The sequence below is a fragment of the Streptomyces amritsarensis genome (assembly GCF_001953875.1).
Lineage (GTDB): Bacteria > Actinomycetota > Actinomycetes > Streptomycetales > Streptomycetaceae > Streptomyces > Streptomyces amritsarensis.
In genome coordinates this window covers 14,865-34,276 of record NZ_MQUR01000022.1, presented here as the reverse complement: position 1 = coordinate 34,276, position 19,412 = coordinate 14,865, and the positions used below count along the sequence as shown (strand labels likewise).

General features: G+C 71.4%; 16 protein-coding genes. 4 read left to right on the top strand and 12 right to left on the bottom strand.

The genetic code is table 11. The annotated features are described in order from the left end of the window. Nucleotides 1-28 precede the first annotated feature (28 nt). Nucleotides 29-2,848: a SpoIIE family protein phosphatase gene (locus AVW11_RS12530; protein WP_063898478.1), complete on the bottom strand. Its 2,820-nt coding sequence runs from the start codon at nucleotides 2,846-2,848 to the stop codon at nucleotides 29-31. Between the two features lie 299 nt (nucleotides 2,849-3,147). After that, nucleotides 3,148-4,296, bottom strand: coding sequence for a glycerate kinase (locus AVW11_RS12525; protein WP_060177722.1), 1,149 nt, complete (start codon nucleotides 4,294-4,296; stop codon nucleotides 3,148-3,150). Nucleotides 4,297-4,439: 143 nt separating this feature from the next. On the opposite strand from AVW11_RS12525, the gene AVW11_RS12520 reads away from it, so the two are divergent. Genes AVW11_RS12520 through AVW11_RS12510 form a run of 3 tightly spaced genes read left to right on the top strand, consistent with a single transcriptional unit; the run spans nucleotide 4,440 to nucleotide 7,082 of the window. Further along, on the top strand, nucleotides 4,440-6,107 hold the full coding sequence (locus AVW11_RS12520; protein ID WP_076044016.1) for a BCCT family transporter: 1,668 nt from the start codon (nucleotides 4,440-4,442) through the stop codon (nucleotides 6,105-6,107). A 9-nt stretch (nucleotides 6,108-6,116) separates the two neighbouring features. Beyond that, nucleotides 6,117-6,617: an NUDIX domain-containing protein gene (locus tag AVW11_RS12515; protein WP_060177724.1), complete on the top strand. Its 501-nt coding sequence runs from the start codon at nucleotides 6,117-6,119 to the stop codon at nucleotides 6,615-6,617. Nucleotides 6,618-6,653: 36 nt separating this feature from the next. Continuing rightward, complete coding sequence (locus tag AVW11_RS12510; RefSeq protein ID WP_030855062.1) at nucleotides 6,654-7,082, top strand: hypothetical protein; 429 nt, start codon at nucleotides 6,654-6,656, stop codon at nucleotides 7,080-7,082. A gap of 7 nt (nucleotides 7,083-7,089) precedes the next feature. Here the strand turns inward: AVW11_RS12510 and AVW11_RS12505 are convergent, their stop codons facing one another. Further along, complete coding sequence (locus tag AVW11_RS12505; RefSeq protein WP_030855060.1) at nucleotides 7,090-7,479, bottom strand: SHOCT domain-containing protein; 390 nt, start codon at nucleotides 7,477-7,479, stop codon at nucleotides 7,090-7,092. A 203-nt stretch (nucleotides 7,480-7,682) separates the two neighbouring features. Here AVW11_RS12505 and AVW11_RS12500 point away from each other — a divergent pair, with 203 nt between their 5' ends. Beyond that, nucleotides 7,683-8,753, top strand: a complete 1,071-nt coding sequence (locus AVW11_RS12500) for a class I SAM-dependent methyltransferase (protein WP_076044015.1) — start codon at nucleotides 7,683-7,685, stop codon at nucleotides 8,751-8,753. Here the strand turns inward: AVW11_RS12500 and AVW11_RS12495 are convergent. The 9 genes from AVW11_RS12495 to ccrA all read right to left on the bottom strand — a co-directional run bounded on the left by AVW11_RS12495 (nucleotide 8,735) and on the right by ccrA (nucleotide 19,201). Continuing rightward, nucleotides 8,735-9,235, bottom strand: coding sequence for a methylated-DNA--[protein]-cysteine S-methyltransferase (locus tag AVW11_RS12495; protein ID WP_076044014.1), 501 nt, complete (start codon nucleotides 9,233-9,235; stop codon nucleotides 8,735-8,737). The two genes, AVW11_RS12500 and AVW11_RS12495, sit on opposite strands and share 19 nt — an antisense overlap. A 9-nt stretch (nucleotides 9,236-9,244) precedes the next feature. After that, entirely contained in the window at nucleotides 9,245-10,729 is a 1,485-nt protein-coding gene (locus AVW11_RS12490; RefSeq protein WP_060177727.1) for an AlkA N-terminal domain-containing protein, read from the bottom strand. Between the two features lie 616 nt (nucleotides 10,730-11,345). Next, nucleotides 11,346-12,128, bottom strand: coding sequence for a CDP-diacylglycerol--serine O-phosphatidyltransferase (pssA, locus tag AVW11_RS12485; RefSeq protein WP_220818446.1), 783 nt, complete (start codon nucleotides 12,126-12,128; stop codon nucleotides 11,346-11,348). A 64-nt stretch (nucleotides 12,129-12,192) separates the two neighbouring features. After that, complete coding sequence (locus AVW11_RS12480) at nucleotides 12,193-12,849, bottom strand: phosphatidylserine decarboxylase (protein WP_030855772.1); 657 nt, start codon at nucleotides 12,847-12,849, stop codon at nucleotides 12,193-12,195. Between the two features lie 186 nt (nucleotides 12,850-13,035). Next, nucleotides 13,036-14,241: an acyl-CoA dehydrogenase family protein gene (locus AVW11_RS12475; RefSeq protein ID WP_060177728.1), complete on the bottom strand. Its 1,206-nt coding sequence runs from the start codon at nucleotides 14,239-14,241 to the stop codon at nucleotides 13,036-13,038. 2 nt (nucleotides 14,242-14,243) lie between these two features. Beyond that, complete coding sequence (locus tag AVW11_RS12470) at nucleotides 14,244-14,756, bottom strand: MaoC family dehydratase (protein WP_030027414.1); 513 nt, start codon at nucleotides 14,754-14,756, stop codon at nucleotides 14,244-14,246. A gap of 5 nt (nucleotides 14,757-14,761) precedes the next feature. Beyond that, nucleotides 14,762-15,754, bottom strand: coding sequence for an HpcH/HpaI aldolase/citrate lyase family protein (locus AVW11_RS12465; RefSeq protein ID WP_076044013.1), 993 nt, complete (start codon nucleotides 15,752-15,754; stop codon nucleotides 14,762-14,764). Further along, a complete protein-coding gene (locus tag AVW11_RS12460) occupies nucleotides 15,751-17,832 on the bottom strand; it encodes a protein meaA (RefSeq protein WP_030855765.1) in 2,082 nt (693 codons plus the stop codon). The genes AVW11_RS12465 and AVW11_RS12460 overlap by 4 nt, the downstream gene beginning before the upstream one ends. A 31-nt stretch (nucleotides 17,833-17,863) precedes the next feature. After that, nucleotides 17,864-19,201: a crotonyl-CoA carboxylase/reductase gene (gene ccrA, locus AVW11_RS12455; RefSeq protein WP_030855763.1), complete on the bottom strand. Its 1,338-nt coding sequence runs from the start codon at nucleotides 19,199-19,201 to the stop codon at nucleotides 17,864-17,866. Nucleotides 19,202-19,412: the final 211 nt, after the last annotated feature.

Below are 19,412 nucleotides of genomic sequence, written 5' to 3'. Positions count from 1 at the left end.
CGGGGAGGCCGCCCGGCGGCCCGCCGCGTCACCAGGCCAGGTCCTCCAGCGAGTCCAGGTCCAGCGGCTCCGGCGGCTGCGGCTCCGCGCCGCCGGTCAGCGGCAGCTCGGCCCAGATGACCTTCCCGCGGTCCGTGTAGCGGGTGCCCCAGCGTTCGGCGTACTGCGCGACGAGGAACAGCCCGCGCCCTCCCTCGTCGGTGGTCGCCGCGTACCGCAGGTGCGGGGAGGTGCTGCTGCCGTCGGAGACCTCGCAGATCAGGCTCCGGTCGCGCAGCAGGCGGACCCCGACAGGGGCGCTCCCGTAGCGGATCGCGTTGGTGACCAGCTCGCTGAGGATCAGCTCGGCGGCGAAGGCGATGTCCCCGAGGCCCCACTCGACGAGCTGCGCCGAGCCGGCGTTGCGCACCCGGGACACGGCCGCGTGCTCGCCGGGCACCTCCCATTCGGCGATCCGGTCCGCCTCCAGCCGCCGGGTGTCCGCGATCAGCAGTGCGATGTCGTCGCTCGGGACCGGGAACAGCATCGTCGTGAGCACGTCCGACGCCGCCTGGTCGGGGCTGCGGCCGGGCCGCGACAGCGCGTCGGCGAGCAGGCGCAGACCGGTGTCGAAGTCGCGGTCGCGGTCTTCCACCAGGCCGTCCGTGAACAGCGCGAGCCGGCTCCCCTCGGGCAGCTGGAACTCGACCGCCTCGAAGGGCATACCGCCCACGCCGAGCGGCAGCCCGGTCGGCAGCTCGGGGAACTCCACCCGGCCGCCGGGGCGGACCAGCGCGGGCCCGGGGTGCCCGGCGCTCGCCATCCGGCACCGTCCGGAGACCGGGTCGTAGATCGCGTAGAGGCAGGTGGCGCCGGTGATGGCGGAAGCATGCCCGGACACCCCGTCGGGCCCGGCGCCGTCCCCGCCCGCGCCGTCGCCGCCCGCGCCGTCGCCGTCCGCCCCGGCGCCGTCCCCGCCCGTCCCGTCGCCGTCCCCGCCGTCCGGGCCCCCGCCCCCGGCCTCGTCCTGGTCGATCCGGTTGATCAGCTCGTCCAGGTGGCCGAGCAGTTCGTCGGGCGGCAGGTCCAGGGTGGAGAAGTTGTGCACCGCGGTCCGCAGCCGGCCCATGGTGGCCGCGGCGTGCACCCCGTGCCCGACGACGTCGCCCACGACCAGCGCCACGCGGGCCCCGGGAAGCTGGATCACGTCGAACCAGTCGCCCCCCACCCCGGCCGTCGCCGGCAGGTAGCGGTAGGCCACGTCCACGGCGCTCTGGTCGGGCAGCACCCGGGGCAGGAGGCTGCGCTGGAGGGTCACGGCCATCGCGTGCTCGCGGGTGAACCGGCGGGCGTTGTCGATGGAGACGGCCGCCCGCGCACCCAGCTCCTCCGCGAAGGACAGGTCCTCCTCGTCGAAGGGCTCCGGGGTGTCGGCGCGCCAGAAGTTGGCCATGCCCAGGACCACCCCGCGGGCCTGGAGGGGTACGGAGATCAGCGAGTGCAGGCCGTAATCGAGGGCCGCGCGGGTGCCCTGGGAGTCCTGGGCCCGCCAGCCCATGGCGGCGTTCAGGTCGGCCGCGAGCACCGCGTGCCCGGCGGCCAGGGCCGCGGCCATCGGCGCCGTCGGCACTTCGAACCGGATGAGGTCGCCCACCGGCTGGAGCGGCGAGTCGGCCCGCACGCCCGAGATCGCCGCCCGGCGCATCTCGGTGTACACGCCGCCCACGGAGGGCTCGTCACCGCGCAGCACGGGCTCCAGCAGCTCCACCGTCACGAAGTCGGCGAAGCGCGGTACGGCCACCTCCGACAGCTCCTCGGCGGTGCGCGCCACGTCCAGCGTGGTCCCGATCCGCACGCCCGCGTCGTAGAGCAGCTGGAGGCGGCTGCGCGCGACCTCGGCCCGGCCGGAGAGCGAGGCGAGCTCGGTGGTGTCGCGCAGGGTCACCACACGGCCGGCGGGCCGTCCCGCGTACGCCACCGTGGGCCGGACGTTGACGGCGAGCAGCCGGTCGCCCGCCAGGTGCACGTGGTCGGTCACGACACGGCCGGAGGCGAGGAGCTCGGTGGTGCGGGGGTCGAGACCGAGGTCGCCGACAGCGCGCTCCTCGGCGTCCTGCGGCAGGTCGAGGAGTCTGCGGGCCTCGTCGTTGGCCAGGATGAGCCGCTTGTCGTTGCCGATGATGAGCACGCCCTCGCGCACGGCGTGCAGAACGGCCTCGTGGTGTTCGTTCATCCGGGTCATCTCGGCGGCGCCCAGCCCCCGGGTCTGGTGCAGGAGCCGCCGGCTGACCAGGGCGGCTCCGGCGGTGCCGAGCAGCAGACCGGTCGCCGTGGCGCCGACGAGGAGGGGGAGCTGCCCCTCCACCGCGTCGGAGACGTTCTTCACCTCTATCCCGGTGCCGACCAGGCCGATGACGGTGCCCTCCGCGTCGCGCACGGGTACCACGGCGCGAACGGCGTCGCTCGGCTGGCCCTCGAAGACCTCCGTGAAGGACTCCCCGGCGACGGCCCGGGAGACGTCCGAGGCCCGCTGGCCGATCAGCTCGGGCCGCGAGTCGGTGTAGCGGACCCCCCGGATGTCCATCACCGCGATGAAGTCGAGGCCGGAGGCCCTGCGGGCGGCCTCGGCCAGCGGCTGGAGCGCGGCCGTGGGATCCCGCGACATCAGCGCCTCCGGGAGGCCGGGGGCGTGCGCGAAGGCCTCGGCGGCGGCGAGCGAGCGGTTGCGGGCGTCACGCTGGCTGTCGTAACGGGCCTGGAACACCAGGGCCAGCGCGGCGGCGCTGATGAGCAGCACCACGATGACCGCCTGCAGGGCGAAGACCTGACCGGCGACGCTGTGGGCCCCCCGGGACAGGCGCGCGGACATGCGCGAACCCCTCCCGGTCGGTTGTCGACCAAAACGTCCGGTCATGAGCCCTTTCTAACACTGTCCAGGGCTTTGGGCGTGGCCGGGCCGCCGGACCGGCCGGTGCCGCTCGCCGCCGTGCCCTCCCGCGGCCCGGCCGACCGCGTCGGTGTCACCCGGCCGGCACGGCGCGCGCACCCGGACGGGTGCGCAGCCACCCGCTCCGGCCCGTGCACGGCGAAGGCCCGGCGGACGGGGAGGCCCGGCGGACGGCGAAGGCCCGGCGGCCGGCGGCGGACCGGGCCTTCCGTCCGGGTGGGTCAGAGGACGTCGGCGGCGATGTTCGCCGCGACCTGCTCCAGGAGGGGACCCGCGTTCGGGATGGACTTGGCCGGGTCGGGCTCCAGGTCCGTCAGCGGGTACGCCTTGCCGATGCCGGCCGCCTCCAGGGCCTCCTGGTCCAGCAGCAGTCGGCCGCAGACCGCCACGACCGGCTTGCCGGCGGCGCGCGCTGCCGCGGCGACGCCCGCGGGCGCCTTGCCGTGCAGGGTCTGCTCGTCCAGCGAGCCCTCGCCGGTGATGACGAGCGTGGCCCGCTCCAGCGCCGGCGCGAAGCCCAGCACATCCAGCATCAGCTCGATGCCGGGACGGAAGCTCGCGCCCAGCAGCAGCGCGCCGTAGCCGATGCCGCCCGCACCGCCCGCGCCCGGGGAGGCGGCGAGCTCGGCGGCCTTCGGGCCGATCGACTTCTCCAGCACCTGCGCGTAGTGCGCCAGCGCCGCGTCGAGCGCCGCCACGTCCTCGGGCGAGGCGCCCTTCTGCGGGCCGTAGACGGCCGCGCAGCCCTTCGGGCCGGTCAGCGGGTTGTCCACGTCGCTGGCCAGGACGAAGTCGACCTCCGCGAAGCGCGGGTCCACGCCCGACAGGTCGGCCGAGGCCAGGCCGGCCAGCGCGCCGCCGCCCGGTCCGACCGGCTCGCCGTCCGCGTCCAGGAACACCGCACCGAGGGCCGCCAGCATGCCGGCGCCGCCGTCCGTGGTGGCGCTGCCGCCGACGCCGAAGACGATCGAGCGGGCGCCCGCGTCCAGCGCCGCCTTGAGGACCTCGCCCGAGCCGTACGTGGTCGCCGTCAGCGGGGCGAAGGCGCCCGCCGGCAGCAGCTGGAGGCCGGAGGCCTCCGCCATCTCCACCACCGCGGTCTCCCCGCGCAGCGCGAAGGCGGCCGTGACCTGCTCGCCCAGGGGGCCGGTGACCTGAACCTCCCGGCGTTCGAAACCGGCCGCCACGGCGGCCGCGACCGTGCCGTCGCCGCCGTCCGCGACGGGGAGGGTCTCGATCTCCACGCCCGGCACGGCCCTGCGAAGCCCGGCCGTCACCCGCTCCGCGACCTGAACGGCCGTGAGCGAGCCCTTGAATTTGTCCGCGGCGATGAGCACGCGCGCGGCCTCAGTTACTGCTCCGTCCGTCACCTTGCTATTCCCTTGCTATCGAACAGTGCAGTCGCGCCGCCATGAGCTTATCCGGAGGATCCTCCTATGCCCATGAGTGGCCTGGGCCACACCCGGCGCGCCATGCCCCTAAATAGGGATATACGCCTGCATAGTGTGGCCGCATGAGCGCCGAATCACTGGAACAGCCACGTCCGGACACCCCCGGAGGGGGTTCCGGCAGCCCGGTGGACGGCGCCCCCGACCACACGGTCGTCACCGTCGGCGTGATCGCCGTGCTGGCCGTCGTCGCCTGGGCGGCCCTCGGCGGGGACTCCTTCGACGCCGCCTCCACCGTCGCGCTGGCGTGGGTCCTGAACAACTTCGCGTGGCTGTTCGTGATCGCCGCCGACGTCTTCCTCGTCCTGTGCGTCGTCCTCGCGATCAGCCGCTTCGGCCGGATCCGCCTCGGCGCGGACGACTCCGAACCCGAGTTCACCAACCTGTCCTGGATCGCGATGATGTTCAGTGCCGGCATGGGCATCGGCCTGATGTTCTACGGCGTGGGCGAACCCCTCACCCACTACCTGGCCCCGCCGCCCGCCTCCGCAGCGGCGCCCCGCACGGGCGCGGCCGCCCTCGCGGCCATGGAGTACTCCTTCTTCCACTGGACCCTCACCCCGTGGGCCATCTACGGCATCGCAGGCCTCGCCCTCGCCTACGCCACCTTCCGCAAGGGGCGCGGCAACCGCCTCAGCTCCGTCTTCGTCCCCCTGATCGGCCGCGAACGGGCCGACGGCGGCCCCGGCCGGGCCATCGACCTGCTCGCCGTCTTCGCCACCGTCTTCGGCACCGCCACCAGCCTCGGCCTCGGCGCACTCCAGGTGTCCAAGGGCCTCAGCCTCACCACCGGCATCGAGGACTCCACCACCGTCGAGCTGATCATCATCTGCTCGCTCTCGGCGGCCTTCGTGCTCTCCGCCTTCTCCGGCCTGCACCGGGGCGTCAAGTGGCTGAGCACCGGCAACATCGTGCTCGCCGCCGTCCTGGTGCTCTTCGTCTTCCTGCTCGGCCCCACCGTCCACATCCTCGACGTGATCCCCGCCGGCGTCGGCGGCTACCTGAGTGAGCTGCTGCCCATGGCAAGCCGCACCGGCGCCTTCACCGACAGCGCCTGGCTCGGCGCGTGGACGATCTTCTACTGGGCGTGGTGGCTCTCCTGGGCGCCCTTCGTCGGCACCTTCATCGCCCGCATCTCACGGGGCCGCACCATCCGCGAGTTCCTCATCGGCGTGCTGCTCGTGCCCAGCGGAGCCACCGTCGTCTGGTTCTGCGTGATGGGCGGCACCGCCATCCGCCTCGACTCCACCGGCGCCGTCGACCTCGCGGCGGAGCTCAAGGAGGGCACCGAGGCCTCCCTCTTCGCGATGCTGGACGCGCTGCCGCTGTCCACGCTCACCTCGTGGGTCGCCATGGCCCTCGTCATGGCCTACTTCGTCACCAGCGCCGACTCCGCCTCCCTGGTCATGGGCTCCCTCACCAGCCGCGGCTCCCTCCACCCGCCCACCTGGCTCGTCGTCACCTGGGGCGTGCTGATGGCGGCCGTGGCCGCCGTCCTGCTCCTCGCGGGCGGCCTGAAGTCCCTGCAGACCGCCACCATCCTGGTCGCGCTGCCCTTCGTCGTCGTCATGCTGCTGCTCTGCTGGGCCCTGCTCAAGGAGCTCCGCGAGGACCCCGGCGCGGGACCCGCCCGCCACCATCCCCTGCACGGCGTGCGGGACGCTGTCCGGGCCATGGTCGGCGACGCCGTCACCGGACAGGGGCCGGCGGCCGACCGGAGGCCCCCTCGGTAGGGTGGCCGGGTGACCACCACGGATGACTTCGCCACGTACATCGCGAGCCTGCCCCGGGTGCTGGCCGGCGCGGCCGCCCTCTACCGGGACGCCGAGGGGCGGGTCCTGCTCGTCGAGCCCAACTACCGCGAGGGCTGGGCCCTGCCGGGCGGCACCATCGAGTCGGACCAGGGCGAGTCGCCGCGCACCGCCGCCCGCCGGGAGAGCGCCGAGGAGATCGGCATCGACATCCCCCTCGGCCGCCTCCTCGCCGTGGACTGGACGATCGGCCCCGGCCGCCCGCCGCTCGTCGCCTACCTCTACGACGGGGGAGTGCTCGACGAGGCCCGGCTGGCCTCGATCAGGCTCCAGGAGGAGGAACTGCTCTCGTGGCGCCTGGTCGACCCCGCCGAACTCACCGCCTACCTGCCCGGATCGCTCGGCCGGCGCACCGAAGAGGCGTACCGCGTCCTGCAGTCGGGTGAGGGCACCGCGGAACTGGAGAACGGCCGGCGACCGGTCACCCCGTAAACACCCGGCTTACTTCGACCAGGACAGAATCAGAAGATGATCACGATGTACGCCTGGCCCAGCACGGCCGACGGGCCGGACGCCCTGCCCATGGTCCACTTCACGACGGAGCAGCAGGCCGGTGGCGAGGTGACCCCCGACGGGACGCCGGTGTGGCTCTTCGACACCGCGATACGCGAGGGCGGCTGGGCCCGGTTCGCCGACTTCGAGGGCTGGTCCACCCCCGCCGCCGACTGGCGGGCCCTGTACCGCCGCGAGGACGACTTCCTCGCCGTCACCGGCCCCGGCGCCTGCGAGGGCTGGTACGAGGGCGGCCTCGGCGCCGACGCCGACTGGGTGGCGGCCGCCGCCGCCACCCAGAGTGTGGTGCTGCTCGCCGCCCCCGTGCAGCACCCCTCGCTCTACGGCTACGCCGTGGAGGCCGGCGCCGCCTTCGCCCTGCTCGTCCCGCTCCTCGTGGTCTGACCCCGGGTCAGGCCAGCAGCTTGGCCTTGGCGCGGTCGAACTCCTCCTGGGTGATGTCGCCCTTGTCCTTGAGGACGGAGAGCTTGTGCAGCTCGTCCGCCGAACCGCCGCCCGGGCCGGCCGCCTGCTGGACGTAACTCTTGAAGGCCGCCTCGTTCTCCTGCATCTGCTTCATCTCCCGCTCGGTCATGCTCTTCCCGCGGGCGATGAGGTACACGAACACGCCGAGGAACGGCAGGATCAGGACGAAGATCAGCCATCCCGCCTTGCCCCAGCCGCCCAGGGTGTGGTCACGGAAGATGTCCGTGATGATCTTGAAGAGCAGGAAGAACCACATGATCCACAGGAACAGCCACAGCATCGTCCAGAAGAGGTTCAGCAGCGGATAGTCGTCCATGCCCGGCTCCGATCGTGTAGCGGTATTTCTTTCATACAGGTGCTCTGGTATGTCCGCATGTGGAGCGATATGCCGCCAGACCCCTTGGAGTGACGTCGGTCCCGCCGCCGCTGCGGCGACTGCGCCGGACGGCGCCCGGGTGCTTGCCTTGGGGCTCCGGGCCGCACCCCGCCGCCCCCGCCGACCCACAGGAGCACCCACCCATGGCCGCACCCCGGGAACCGGACGCCTCCAAGGTCGAAGCCTTCATGGAAAAGGCACTCGGAGACCTGAGCGGAGCCATGACCACCGCCCTGTGCGCCGTCGGCGACCGGCTCGGCCTGTTCAAGGACCTCGCCGCGGCCGGCCCGTCCCGCAGCCAGGACCTGGCGGACCGCCTGGGCCTGCGCGAACGCTACGTCCGCGAGTGGCTGCGCGGCCTCACCGCTTCGGGCTACCTGACCGAGCCCGAACCGGGCACCTTCGCCCTGCCCCCCGAGCACGCACCGGCACTCGCCTACGAATCGGGACCGATGTTCCTGGGCGGCGTCCACCAGATGCTCCCCGGCCTCTGGCAGCCCTACGAACAACTCGTCGAAGCGTTCCGGACGGGCGGCGGCGTACCGCAGGCCGCCTACCCGCCCTCCGTGTGGGACGGAATGAGCCGCTTCTCCGGCAGCTGGTTCGAGAGCGTCATGGTCGACGACTGGCTCTCCACCTTCCCGCACGTGGTCGGGAAGCTCGAACGCGGCAGCCACGTCGCGGACGTCGGCTGCGGCGCGGGCCGCGCCCTGATCGTCCTTGCCAAGGCGTTCCCCCGCTCACGGTTCACGGGCTTCGACGTCTTCCCCGCCCAGGTCGAACGCGCCCGCGCCAACGCCGACCGGGCGGGCGTCGCCGACCGGGTCTCCTTCCGCATCCTCGACGTCGCCCAGGGCCTCCCCGAGCGCTACGACATCGTCACCACCTTCGACGTCATCCACGACGCCGCGGACCCCCGGGGCCTGCTGGCCGCCATCCGAGCCGCCGTCAAGGACAACGGCGACTACCTCATGCTCGAGGTCAACTCCCGCGACCGCCCCGAGGACAACGTCGGCCCCGTCGCCTCACTCCTCTACGGGTTCAGCGTCTTCTACTGCATGACCACGTCCCTGGCCGACGACGGAGCCGCCCTCGGCACCTGCGGCCTCCCCGAGGAGACCGTCCGCGCCCTGTGCGCCGAGGCCGGCTTCCGCGAAGTCACCCGTTCCCCCACCGAGGACCCCTTCAACGTCCTCTACGACGTCAGACCCTGACCCGCCTCGAAGGCCAGCAGCCGCACCTTGCGCTCGACCCCGCCGCCGTAGCCGGTCATGCCGCCGGAGGCGCCGATCACCCGGTGGCACGGCACGATGATCCCGACCGGGTTCTTCCCGTTGGCCAGACCCACCGCGCGCGAGGCGTTCGGCTTGCCCAGCTCCGCCGCCAGCTGCCCGTACGACCACGTCTCGCCGTAGGGGATCCGCACGAGCTGGTCCCAGACGCTGCGCTGGAAGGCGGTGCCCTCCAGCCGGAGCGGGAGGTCGAACGCCGTCAACTCCCCGGCGAAGTAGGCGGCCAGCTGGCGCACCACTTCGGGGAAGGGCTCCTCGGCGGCCGCCACCCGCTGCCCGAAGGACTCCTCGGCCGGCCGGTGGCGCTGACCGGTCATGTACAGGCCGCTGAGGACACCGTCCGCGGCGACCAGGGTGAGCGGACCGTACGGACTGTCGACGACGGTGTGCTGCTTGACGTTCACGGCTGCTCCTCAGACCGGCAGGTGGTTGATGGGGTGGGCGTCCGTGGCCCACAGGTACTGGACGGCGTACGCGCGCCAGGGCCGCCAGCCGGCGGCCCGCGCCGTGAGCGCTGAGGGCGACGACGGCAGCCCGAGCCCCTGCGCCGCGCGCCGGACACCCAGATCGGACGCCAGGAACGCGTCCGGGTCGCCGAGCGCCCGCATCGCGATCACCTCGGTGGTCCAGGGGCCGAAGCCGGGCAGCGCCGACAGCTGCGCCCGGGCCGCGTCCCAGTCGCTGTCGATGCCCAGCGGCAGCGAACCGTCGGCCAGCGCCGACACCAGGGTGGTCAGCGTGGCCCGCCGGCTGCGCGGCAGGGCCAGCGACTCCGGGTCGAGCCCGGCCAGCGCCTGCGGGGAGGGGAAGAGGTGCGTCAGCCCGCCCAGCGGGTCCTCGACGCGCTCCCCGTACGCCGTGACCAGCCGGGCGGCGTGCGTGCGCGCCGCCGCGGTCGACACCTGCTGGCCCAGCACGGCCCGTACGGCGAACTCCGCCGCGTCGACCGTACGGGGCACCCGGCGCCCCGGGGCCTTGTCCACGAGCGGCGCCAGCAGCGGGTCGGAGCGCAGTTGCTCGTCGACCGCCTCGGGGTCGGCGTCGAGGTCGAGCATCCAGCGGCAGCGGCTGATGGCGATCGTCAGGTCGCGCAGGTCGGTCAGGGCCAGGCGGCAGCCGATGTGGTCGGGCCGCGGGGTCAGCGCCACGACGCCGGTGCCGTGGGGCAGGCGCAGGGTGCGCCGGTAGGCGCCGTCGCGCCATTCCTCGACACCGGGGACGGCGGTCGCCGCGAGGTGCCCGAAGAGGTTGTCGGGGTTCAGGGGGGCCCGGAACGGCAGCCGCAGGCTGATCGTCCCGGGGATCCGGGGCGGGGCGTCCTTCTTCCGCCCGGCCTTCACGGCGCGGTCCCGCAGCTCGCTCGGGGAGAGGGCGAAGACCTCGCGGACGGTGTCGTTGAAGGTGCGGATGGAGGAGAAGCCGGCGGCGAACGCGACATCGCCCATCGGCAGCTCGGAGGTCTCGATGAGCAGCCGGGCGGTCTGGGCGCGCTGGGCCCTGGCCAGGGCGAGGGGCCCGGCGCCGAGTTCGGCGCCCAGCTGCCGTTCGACCTGGCGGGTGGAGTAGCCGAGGCGGGCGGCCAGGCCCGGGACGCCCTCGCGGTCGACGACCCCGTCCTGGATCAGCCGCATCGCCCGGGCGACGGCGTCGGCGCGGGCGTTCCACTCCGGGGAGCCGGGGCTGGTGTCGGGCCGGCAGCGCTTGCAGGCGCGGAAGCCGGCCTGCTGGCAGGCGGCGGCGCTGGGCAGGAAGGTCATGTTCTCGACCTTGGGCGGCACGGCGGGGCAGCTGGGGCGGCAGTAGATCCGGGTGGTCAGGACGGCGGTGAAGAACCAGCCGTCGAAGCGGGCGTCCTTCGACTGCACGGCCCTGATGCAGCGCTCGGTGTCGGTGTGCATGGCTCCAGGATCCGGGGCACGATCCCCGGCGGCTGGCGGTTTTCCGACATCAAGGCTAGCGGTGGTCGGGGCGGAGCGGGGTCGGTGGTGGGGGCGGGGCCGCGCCCGGCGGCGGGGCGGGGGCCGTCCGGGGTAGGCATGATTTATGGCCCCTCAGCCGGATCGGGATCGCATTCGGTGGTCCGGGCCAACAAATCACGTTTTACACCCCGGACGACCCCCGCCCCACCACCGACCCCGTCCCCGCCCGGGCCGACACGACACCCGTCCAGGAGGCTCACGGGGTAACAAAGGCAGGGCCTCGGCCTACCCCGATGCGGGCCCGGGGACGTGCAGGAGGGATCGGCGGCGGCACGGGACCAGGGACGGGCGGACGGTGACCTGAGGGGGCGGTGGTGGGGTGGGGAGTGTCCGGGGTGTCAAACGTGATTTGTGGCCCTTGCCGCCGAGTTCTGTGCGCTCCCGCTCGGGGCCATAAATCATGCCTACCCCGGACACTCCCCACCCCGCCGCCGCCCCCGGCCCAGCCCCGCCACCGCCCAGCCCCGCCACCGCCCCGGACACGCAGGAGGCCCCGGATGCCTGTGGCATCCGGGGCCTCCTCGAACCTGCCGAGCTAGCGCAGCGACGTCGCTCGGGCCTCGCGGCGGTTGTGCCGGAAGGTGTTGGCCCTCCGCGTCGTCGCGAACAGCGGAATCGTCGCCGCCATCGCGATCTGCAGGGCGCAGCCGGTCTGGAGCAGCAGCTGACCGCCCGGGGCGTCGAACGCCCAGGCCGCCAGCAGCCCCATCGCGCTGATGATCCAGCAGAGCATCGCCACCGCGAGGACACCCCGCGGCTTGGGGTACTCGACCCGGCTCACCATCAGCCACGCCACCCCGATGATCGCCAGCAGCGTCGGGATGAACGGGAGCTCCAGCAGCACGATCGAGACGACCGTCAGCGCGCCGAAGGGGCTCGGCATGCCCTGGAACATGCCGTCCTTCATCGTCACGCAGCTGAATCTCGCGAGTCGGAGCACCACGGCGAGCAGCACCACGATCGCGGCCAGCGCCGACATCTTCTGGTCCGCGTCGACGGCGACCATGCCGTAGACGAGGACGAAGTAGGCCGGGGCCAGACCGAAGCTGATCAGGTCGGACAGGTTGTCCAGCTCGGCACCCATCGGCGAGCTGCGCAGCTTGCGGGCCACGATCCCGTCGAAGAGGTCGAAGACCGCGGCGAGCAGCATCAGTATCACCGCCGTGGCGGCGCTGTTGCGTGCCATGCCCGTCTCGCCGCTCCCGGTGAGGTGCGGGATGAGGATTCCGGTGGTGGTGAAGTACACCGCCATGAATCCGCACGTGGCGTTGCCGAGGGTGAGGGTGTCCGCTATCGACAGCCGCAGCGAGAGCGGCATGTCGTCCTCGGCGGACTCCTCCTCGGAGGACTCGGGCACCCAGCCGGTGGCCGGAGTCTCAGGGTCAGTCACGGTCAATTCGTGTCACCCCCGCGGTGGTGGCCTGCCCGACCTCGACCGCGACCTCGACGCCCTCCGGGAGGTAGATGTCGACGCGGGAGCCGAAGCGGATCAGACCGATGCGTTCGCCCTGTTCCACCTTGGTGCCGGCCGGCAGGTAGGGGACGATGCGGCGGGCGACGGCGCCGGCGATCTGCACCATCTCGATGTCACCGAGCTCGGTGTCGAAGTGCCAGACAACGCGCTCGTTGTTCTCGCTCTCCTTGTTGAAGGCCGGGACGAATCCGCCGGGGACGTGCTCCACCGACGTCACCGTGCCCGCGAGGGGCGCGCGGTTGACGTGGACGTTGAGCGGGCTCATGAAGATCGCGACCCGGGTCCGTCCGTCCTTCCACGGCATGATGCTCTGCACCACACCGTCGGCGGGCGAGATGACACGGCCCTGAGCGATCTCACGCTCGGGGTCGCGGAAGAACCACAGCATGCCCGCGGCGAGCGCGGTTGCGGGCACGGCCACGGCGGCCCAGCGTCCGGACTTGCGGGCCCGGGTGAGGCTGAGCGCCGCGGTGGCGACGGTCGGCAGAAGCCACGGCGATGCTCCGCGGGCGAGACGTACGCCGAATCGGCTGTCGCGGGGTGCAGAGGTTTGGCTGTGGGGCATGGATGACCTTCGTAGCGGGTGATTGCCGCGCCGCAAACAGGGGGACGGGACGGCGGCTTTACTGGAATGCTATCGGTTGCGCGCAACAACTGGGCAAGCCAGAAGCCGAGTCGATGACCGTCGGCCAGTGACTGGTAGTGACCTTGCTGCGACGGACCCGGGGAGGATCCGCCGCAAAAGGGACTTTCAGCCCTGGAGTCGGTACTCCTCGAGCAGGCGTCGCCCGATGATCATTTTCTGGATCTCGGCGGTACCTTCGCCGATCAGCAGCATCGGGGCCTCGCGGTAGAGGCGCTCGATCTCGTACTCCTTCGAGAATCCGTATCCACCGTGGATGCGGAAGGCGTCCTCCACCACCTCCTTGCAGTATTCGGAGGCGAGGTACTTCGCCATCCCTGCTTCGAGGTCGTTTCGTTCCCCAGAGTCCTTTTTGCGTGCTGCATTCACCATCATCGCATGAGCGGCTTCGACCTTGGTAGCCATCTCGGCCAGCTTGAACTGGATGGCCTGGTGTTCGGCGATCGCCTTGCCGAAAGTGTGACGTTGCTGGGCATACGAGACGCCGAGCTCGAAAGCACGCTGCGCGACGCCGCAGCCACGCGCCGCCACGTTGACCCGGCCGACCTCGACGCCGTCCATCATTTGGTAAAACCCTCGGCCGGTCTGGCCTCCGAGGACGCGATTGGCCGGAATGCGCAGTCCGTCCATGATGAGCTCGGTCGTGTCGACGCCCTTGTAGCCCATCTTGTCGATCTTGCCGGGGATGGTCAGGCCGGGGCGGACCTCACCGAAGCCGGGCTCCTTCTCGACGAGGAAGGTCGTCATCGACTTGTGGGGCGCGGTGCCCTCGGGGTGTCCTTCGTCACTGCGGACGAGGACGGCCACCAGCGTGGAGCTGCCGCCGTTCGTCAGCCACATCTTCTGGCCGTTCAGGACGTACTCGTCGCCGTCCTTGACCGCCTTGGACGTGATGGCCGACACGTCGGAGCCGAGCGCCGGCTCGGACATCGAGAACGCGCCGCGCACCTCGCCCAGCGCCATGCGCGGGAGGAAGTGGTCCTTCTGCTCCTGCGTGCCGTGCTGCTTGAGCATGTACGCCACGATGAAGTGCGTGTTGATGATGCCCGACACGGACATCCAGCCCCGGGCGATCTCCTCGACGCACAGGGCGTAGGTGAGGAGCGACTCACCCAGGCCGCCGTACTCCTCCGGGATCATCAGACCGAAGAGGCCGAGCTCCTTGAGGCCGTCGACGATCGCCTGCGGGTACTCGTCGCGGTGCTCCAGCTCGGTGGCGACCGGGATGATCTCCTTGTCGACGAACTCGCGGACGGTCTTGAGGATCTCCCGCTGGACGTCGGTCAGCCCGGCGGTCTGGGCGAGTCGGGCCATGGCTACTTCTCCTGGGTCTTCAGCTGGGGGCGGCCGGGCTGCTCGCCGCCGCGCTCCTTGATGTACGTCTCGGTCGGGACCATCACCTTGCGCCGGAAGACGCAGACGAGGGTGCCGTCCTGCTTGTAGCCCTTGGTCTCGACGTAGACGATGCCGCGGTCGTTCTTCGACTTCGACGGGGTCTTGTCGAGGACCGTGGTCTCGCCGTAGATCGTGTCGCCGTGGAAGGTCGGCGCCACGTGCCGCAGGGACTCGATCTCCAGGTTGGCGATGGCCTTCCCGGAGACGTCCGGCACGGACATGCCGAGCAGCAGCGAGTAGATGTAGTTGCCCACGACCACGTTCTTGCCGAAGTCGGTGGTGTTCTCGGCGTAGTTCGCGTCCATGTGGAGCGGGTGGTGGTTCATGGTCAGGAGGCAGAAGAGGTGGTCGTCGTACTCCGTGACCGTCTTCCCGGGCCAGTGCTTGTAGACCGCCCCGACCTCGAACTCCTCGTACGTGCGTCCGAACTGCATCGGGATCAGGCCTCCGCGGTCTTCTCGGTCGAGGGGAGTTCGAACTTGGTGGTGCGCTGCATGCCCGCGGCCCGGCCCTTGCCCGCGATGACCAGGGCCATCTTGCGGCTGGCCTCGTCGATCATCTCGTCGCCGAGCATCGCGGAGCCCTTCTTGCCGCCGGCCTCGGAGGTGCACCAGTCGTAGGCGTCGAGGATCAGCTCGGCGTGGTCGTAGTCCTCCTGGGAGGGGGAGAAGACCTCGTTGGCCGCGTCGACCTGGCCGGGGTGCAGGACCCACTTGCCGTCGAAGCCCAGCGCGGCGGCCCGGCCGGCCACCTCGCGGTAGGCGTCCACGTCGCGGATCTGGAGGAAGGGGCCGTCGATGGCCTGGAGGTTGTGCGTACGGGCCGCCATCAGGATCCGCATCAGGATGTAGTGGTAGGCGTCCGCCGGGTAGCCGGGCGGCTGCATGCCCACGACCAGGGACTTCATGTTGATCGAGGCCATGAAGTCGGCCGGGCCGAAGATGATGGTCTCCAGCCGGGGGGAGGCGGCGGCGATCTCGTCGACGTTCACCAGGCCCTTGGCGTTCTCGATCTGCGCCTCGATGCCGATCTTGCCGACCTCGAAGCCCATGGTCTTCTCGATCTGGGTCAGGAGGAGGTCGAGGGCCACGACCTGCTGGGCGTCCTGGACCTTCGGCAGCATGATGCAGTCGAGGTTCTGGCCGGCGCCCTCGACGACGGTGACGACGTCGCGGTAGGTCCAGTGGGTGGTCCAGTCGTTGACGCGCACGACGCGGGTCTTGCCGGTCCAGTCGCCGTTGTTCAGCGCGTCCACGATGGTGTGGCGGGCGCCTTCCTTGGCGAGCGGGGCGCAGGCGTCCTCCAGGTCCAGGAAGACCTGGTCGGCCGGCAGGCCCTGGGCCTTCTCCAGGAACCGCGGGTTCGAGCCGGGCACCGCGAGGCAGGAGCGACGCGGGCGAAGGCGGTTCACCGGGTGGACTGGCGTGGTCATGCGGGGACCTCCGTGCTTGCAACGAGTGCGTTGTCTGTGTCGAGGGGGGCGAGCTTGTTGGCCTTGCGGATCTCGTCGACGATACGGCCGATGATCTCCGTGATGCCGAAGTCCTTCGGGGTGAAGACCGCGGCGACCCCCGCGGCCTTGAGCGCGACGGCGTCGGCGTTCGGAATGATGCCTCCGACGATGACGGGGATGTCACCCGCCCCCGCCCCGCGCAGCCGCTCCAGGACGTCCGGGACGAGCGCGCTGTGCGATCCGGACAGGATGGACAGTCCCACGCAGTGCACGTCCTCGGCCAGCGCGGCGGAGGAGATCTCCTCCGGCGTCAGCCTGATGCCCTGGTAGACCACCTCGAATCCGGCGTCGCGGGCGCGGACGGCGATCTGCTCGGCGCCGTTGGAGTGCCCGTCCAGGCCGGGCTTGCCCACCAGCAGGCGCAGCCGGCCCGAGCCGAGCTCGTCGGCGGTGCGGGAGACCTTCTCGCGGACCTCGTGCATCGGCGTGCCCGGTTCGGCGGTCACGGCGACCGGGGCCGAGGAGACCCCGGTCGGGGCGCGGAACTCGCCGAACACCTCGCGCAGCGCGCCCGCCCATTCGCCGGTGGTGACACCGGCCCGGGCGCACTCCAGGGTGGCCTCCATCAGGTTCTCGGTGCCCGCCGCGGCCTCCTTCAGCCGCTCCAGCGCCTGCTGGGTGGTGGGGAAGACGAACGGGTCGCCGTTGCCCTGGCGGTCCGAGGACTCCTGGCGCTCGGCGCGCCAGCGGCCGATGCGCTCGACGGTGAGGGCCTCCACGGCCCCGTCGACCGTCATGATGGCGCCGTCGAGGTCGGCCGTGAGCGGGTTCGGCTCGGTCTGCTCGAAGCAGTTCACGCCGACGATCTTGTCCTCGCCGGCCTCGATCCGCGCCCGCCGCTCGGCGTGCGAGGAGACCAGCTGGGACTTCAGGTAGCCGGACTCGACGGCGGCCATGGCGCCGCCCATCTCCTGGATCCGGTCGATCTCGGCCAGGCAGTCGGCGACCAGGGAGTCGACTTTGGCCTCGATGACGTGGGATCCGGCGAAGATGTCGTCGTACTCCAGCAGGTCGCTCTCGTGGGCGAGGACCTGCTGGATGCGCAGCGACCACTGCTGGTCCCAGGGCCGGGGCAGGCCCAGCGCCTCGTTCCAGGCGGGCAGCTGCACCGCGCGGGCGCGGGCGTCCTTGGAGAGGGTGACCGCGAGCATCTCCAGCACGATGCGCTGGACGTTGTTCTCCGGCTGTGCCTCGGTGAGCCCCAGGGAGTTGACCTGGACGCCGTAACGGAAGCGGCGCTGCTTCGCGTTCTCGATGCCGTAGCGCTCCTTGGTGACCTTGTCCCAGATGCGGCCGAAGGCGCGCATCTTGCACATCTCCTCGATGAAGCGGACACCCGCGTTCACGAAGAAGGAGATACGGGCGACAACCTCGCCGAAGCGCTCCTCGGGGACCTGCCCCGAGTCGCGCACCGAGTCGAGGACGGCGATCGCGGTGGACATCGCGTACGAGATCTCCTGGACCGGGGTGGCCCCGGCCTCCTGCAGGTGGTAGCTGCAGATGTTGATCGGGTTCCACTTCGGGATGTGGTTGACCGTGTACGCGATCATGTCGGTCGTCAGCCGCAGGGACGGCCCCGGCGGGAAGACGTGCGTCCCGCGCGAGAGGTACTCCTTGACGATGTCGTTCTGGGTGGTGCCCTGGAGCTGGGAGATGTCCGCGCCCTGCTCCTCGGCGGCCACCTGGTAGAGCGCCAGCAGCCACATGGCGGTGGCGTTGATCGTCATCGAGGTGTTCATCTGCTCCAGGGGTATGTCCTGGAACAGCCGCCGCATGTCGCCGAGGTGGGAGACCGGGACCCCGACCCGGCCGACCTCGCCGCGGGCGAGGATGTGGTCGGGGTCGTAGCCGGTCTGCGTCGGCAGGTCGAACGCGACCGACAGGCCGGTCTGGCCCTTGGCGAGGTTGCGGCGGTACAGCTCGTTGGACGCCTCGGCCGTGGAGTGGCCGGCGTACGTCCGCATGAGCCACGGACGGTCCTTCTGGCGCTCTGTCATCTCAGGCTGTCCCTTAGGCCTTTGAACGGACTCAGACGTTGCGGAAGCGGTTGATGGCGTCGAGGTGCTTGGCGCGCATCTCGTGGTCGCGGACGCCCAGGCCCTCCTCGGGGGCGAGCGCGAGGACGCCGACCTTGCCCTGGTGGAGGTTGCGGTGGACGTCGTAGGCGGCCTGGCCGGTCTCCTCCAGGGAGTAGACCTTCGACAGGGTGGGGTGGATCTTGCCCTTGGCGATCAGGCGGTTGGCCTCCCACGCCTCGCGGTAGTTGGCGAAGTGCGAGCCGACGATCCGCTTCAGCGACATCCACAGGTAGCGGTTGTCGTACTGGTGCATGTAGCCCGAGGTCGAGGCGCAGGTGGTGATGGTGCCGCCCTTGCGGGTGACGTAGACCGAGGCGCCGAAGGTCTCGCGGCCCGGGTGCTCGAAGACGATGTCGATGTCCTCGCCGCCGGTCAGCTCGCGGATCTTGGAGCCGAAGCGCTTCCACTCGCGCGGGTCCTGGGTGTGCTCGTCCTTCCAGAACTTGTAGCCCTCGGCGTTGCGGTCGATGACCGCGGTGGCGCCCATGGACCGGCAGATGTCGGCCTTCTCGGGGGAGGAGACGACGCAGATCGGGTTGGCGCCGCCGGCCAGCGCGAACTGGGTGGCGTAGGAGCCGAGGCCGCCGCTGGCGCCCCAGATCAGGACGTTGTCGCCCTGCTTCATGCCGGCGCCGTTGCCGGAGACCAGCTGGCGGTATGCGGTGGAGTTGACCAGGCCGGGGGAGGCGGCCTCCTCCCAGCTGAGGTGGTCGGGCTTGGGCATCAGCTGGTTCGACTTGACGAGCGCGATCTCGGCGAGGCCGCCGAAGTTGGTCTCGAAGCCCCAGATGCGCTGCTCGGGGTCGAGCATCGTGTCGTTGTGGCCGTCGGAGGACTCCAGCTCGACCGAGAGGCAGTGCGCGACGACCTCGTCGCCGGGGTTCCAGGCGTTGACGCCGGGGCCGGTGCGCAGGACGACGCCCGCGAGGTCGGAGCCGATGACGTGGTACGGGAGGTCGTGGCGCTTGGTGAGCTCCGACAGCCGGCCGTAGCGCTCCAGGAAGCTGAAGGTGGAGACGGGCTCGAAGATCGAGGTCCACACCGAGTTGTAGTTGACCGAGGAGGCCATGACGGCCACCAGGGCCTCGCCCGGGCCCAGCTCGGGGAGCGGCACGTGGTCCAGGTGCAGGGACTTGCGCGGGTCCTTCTCGCGCGTGGTGAGCCCCGCGAACATCTCCGCCTCGTCCTTGTGCACGGTGATCGCGCGGTAGGAGTCGGGCAGCGGCAGGGCCGCGAAGTCTGCGGCGGTGGCGGACTGCGACTGAATCGCGTCCAGGATGTCCTTCACGGTGAGCCTCCGGCTAGCGCTGATGAGGGTGCGCTGAGGTGAACGGGTGCGTGGAGCGGGTGCGGTGTGCCGTCGGTCCGGCTGTGCTGTGGTGCTGGGCGCCGCCCGTGGTGGGGCGTGCGGGTGCCTGGTGACGCAGGCGTCCGGGGCGCGTTCCGTGCCGTGTGGGCGTGGGTCGCGGGGACATCCGGACGACTTCAACGTATGGCAC

Coding starts and splice junctions, on each gene's coding strand:
- AVW11_RS12510 (WP_030855062.1), top strand. CDS start 6,654: ATGATCACGATGTACGCCTGGCCCAGCACGGCCGACGGGCCGGACGCC.
- AVW11_RS12500 (WP_076044015.1), top strand. CDS start 7,683: ATGGCCGCACCCCGGGAACCGGACGCCTCCAAGGTCGAAGCCTTCATG.
- AVW11_RS12480 (WP_030855772.1), bottom strand. CDS start 12,849: ATGCCCCACAGCCAAACCTCTGCACCCCGCGACAGCCGATTCGGCGTA.
- AVW11_RS12470 (WP_030027414.1), bottom strand. CDS start 14,756: ATGCAGTTCGGACGCACGTACGAGGAGTTCGAGGTCGGGGCGGTCTAC.
- AVW11_RS12530 (WP_063898478.1), bottom strand. CDS start 2,848: ATGTCCGCGCGCCTGTCCCGGGGGGCCCACAGCGTCGCCGGTCAGGTC.
- AVW11_RS12505 (WP_030855060.1), bottom strand. CDS start 7,479: ATGGACGACTATCCGCTGCTGAACCTCTTCTGGACGATGCTGTGGCTG.
- AVW11_RS12460 (WP_030855765.1), bottom strand. CDS start 17,832: ATGACAGAGCGCCAGAAGGACCGTCCGTGGCTCATGCGGACGTACGCC.
- AVW11_RS12490 (WP_060177727.1), bottom strand. CDS start 10,729: ATGCACACCGACACCGAGCGCTGCATCAGGGCCGTGCAGTCGAAGGAC.
- AVW11_RS12465 (WP_076044013.1), bottom strand. CDS start 15,754: ATGACCACGCCAGTCCACCCGGTGAACCGCCTTCGCCCGCGTCGCTCC.
- AVW11_RS12475 (WP_060177728.1), bottom strand. CDS start 14,241: ATGGCCCGACTCGCCCAGACCGCCGGGCTGACCGACGTCCAGCGGGAG.
- AVW11_RS12520 (WP_076044016.1), top strand. CDS start 4,440: ATGAGCGCCGAATCACTGGAACAGCCACGTCCGGACACCCCCGGAGGG.
- pssA (WP_220818446.1), bottom strand. CDS start 12,128: ATGCCGCTCTCGCTGCGGCTGTCGATAGCGGACACCCTCACCCTCGGC.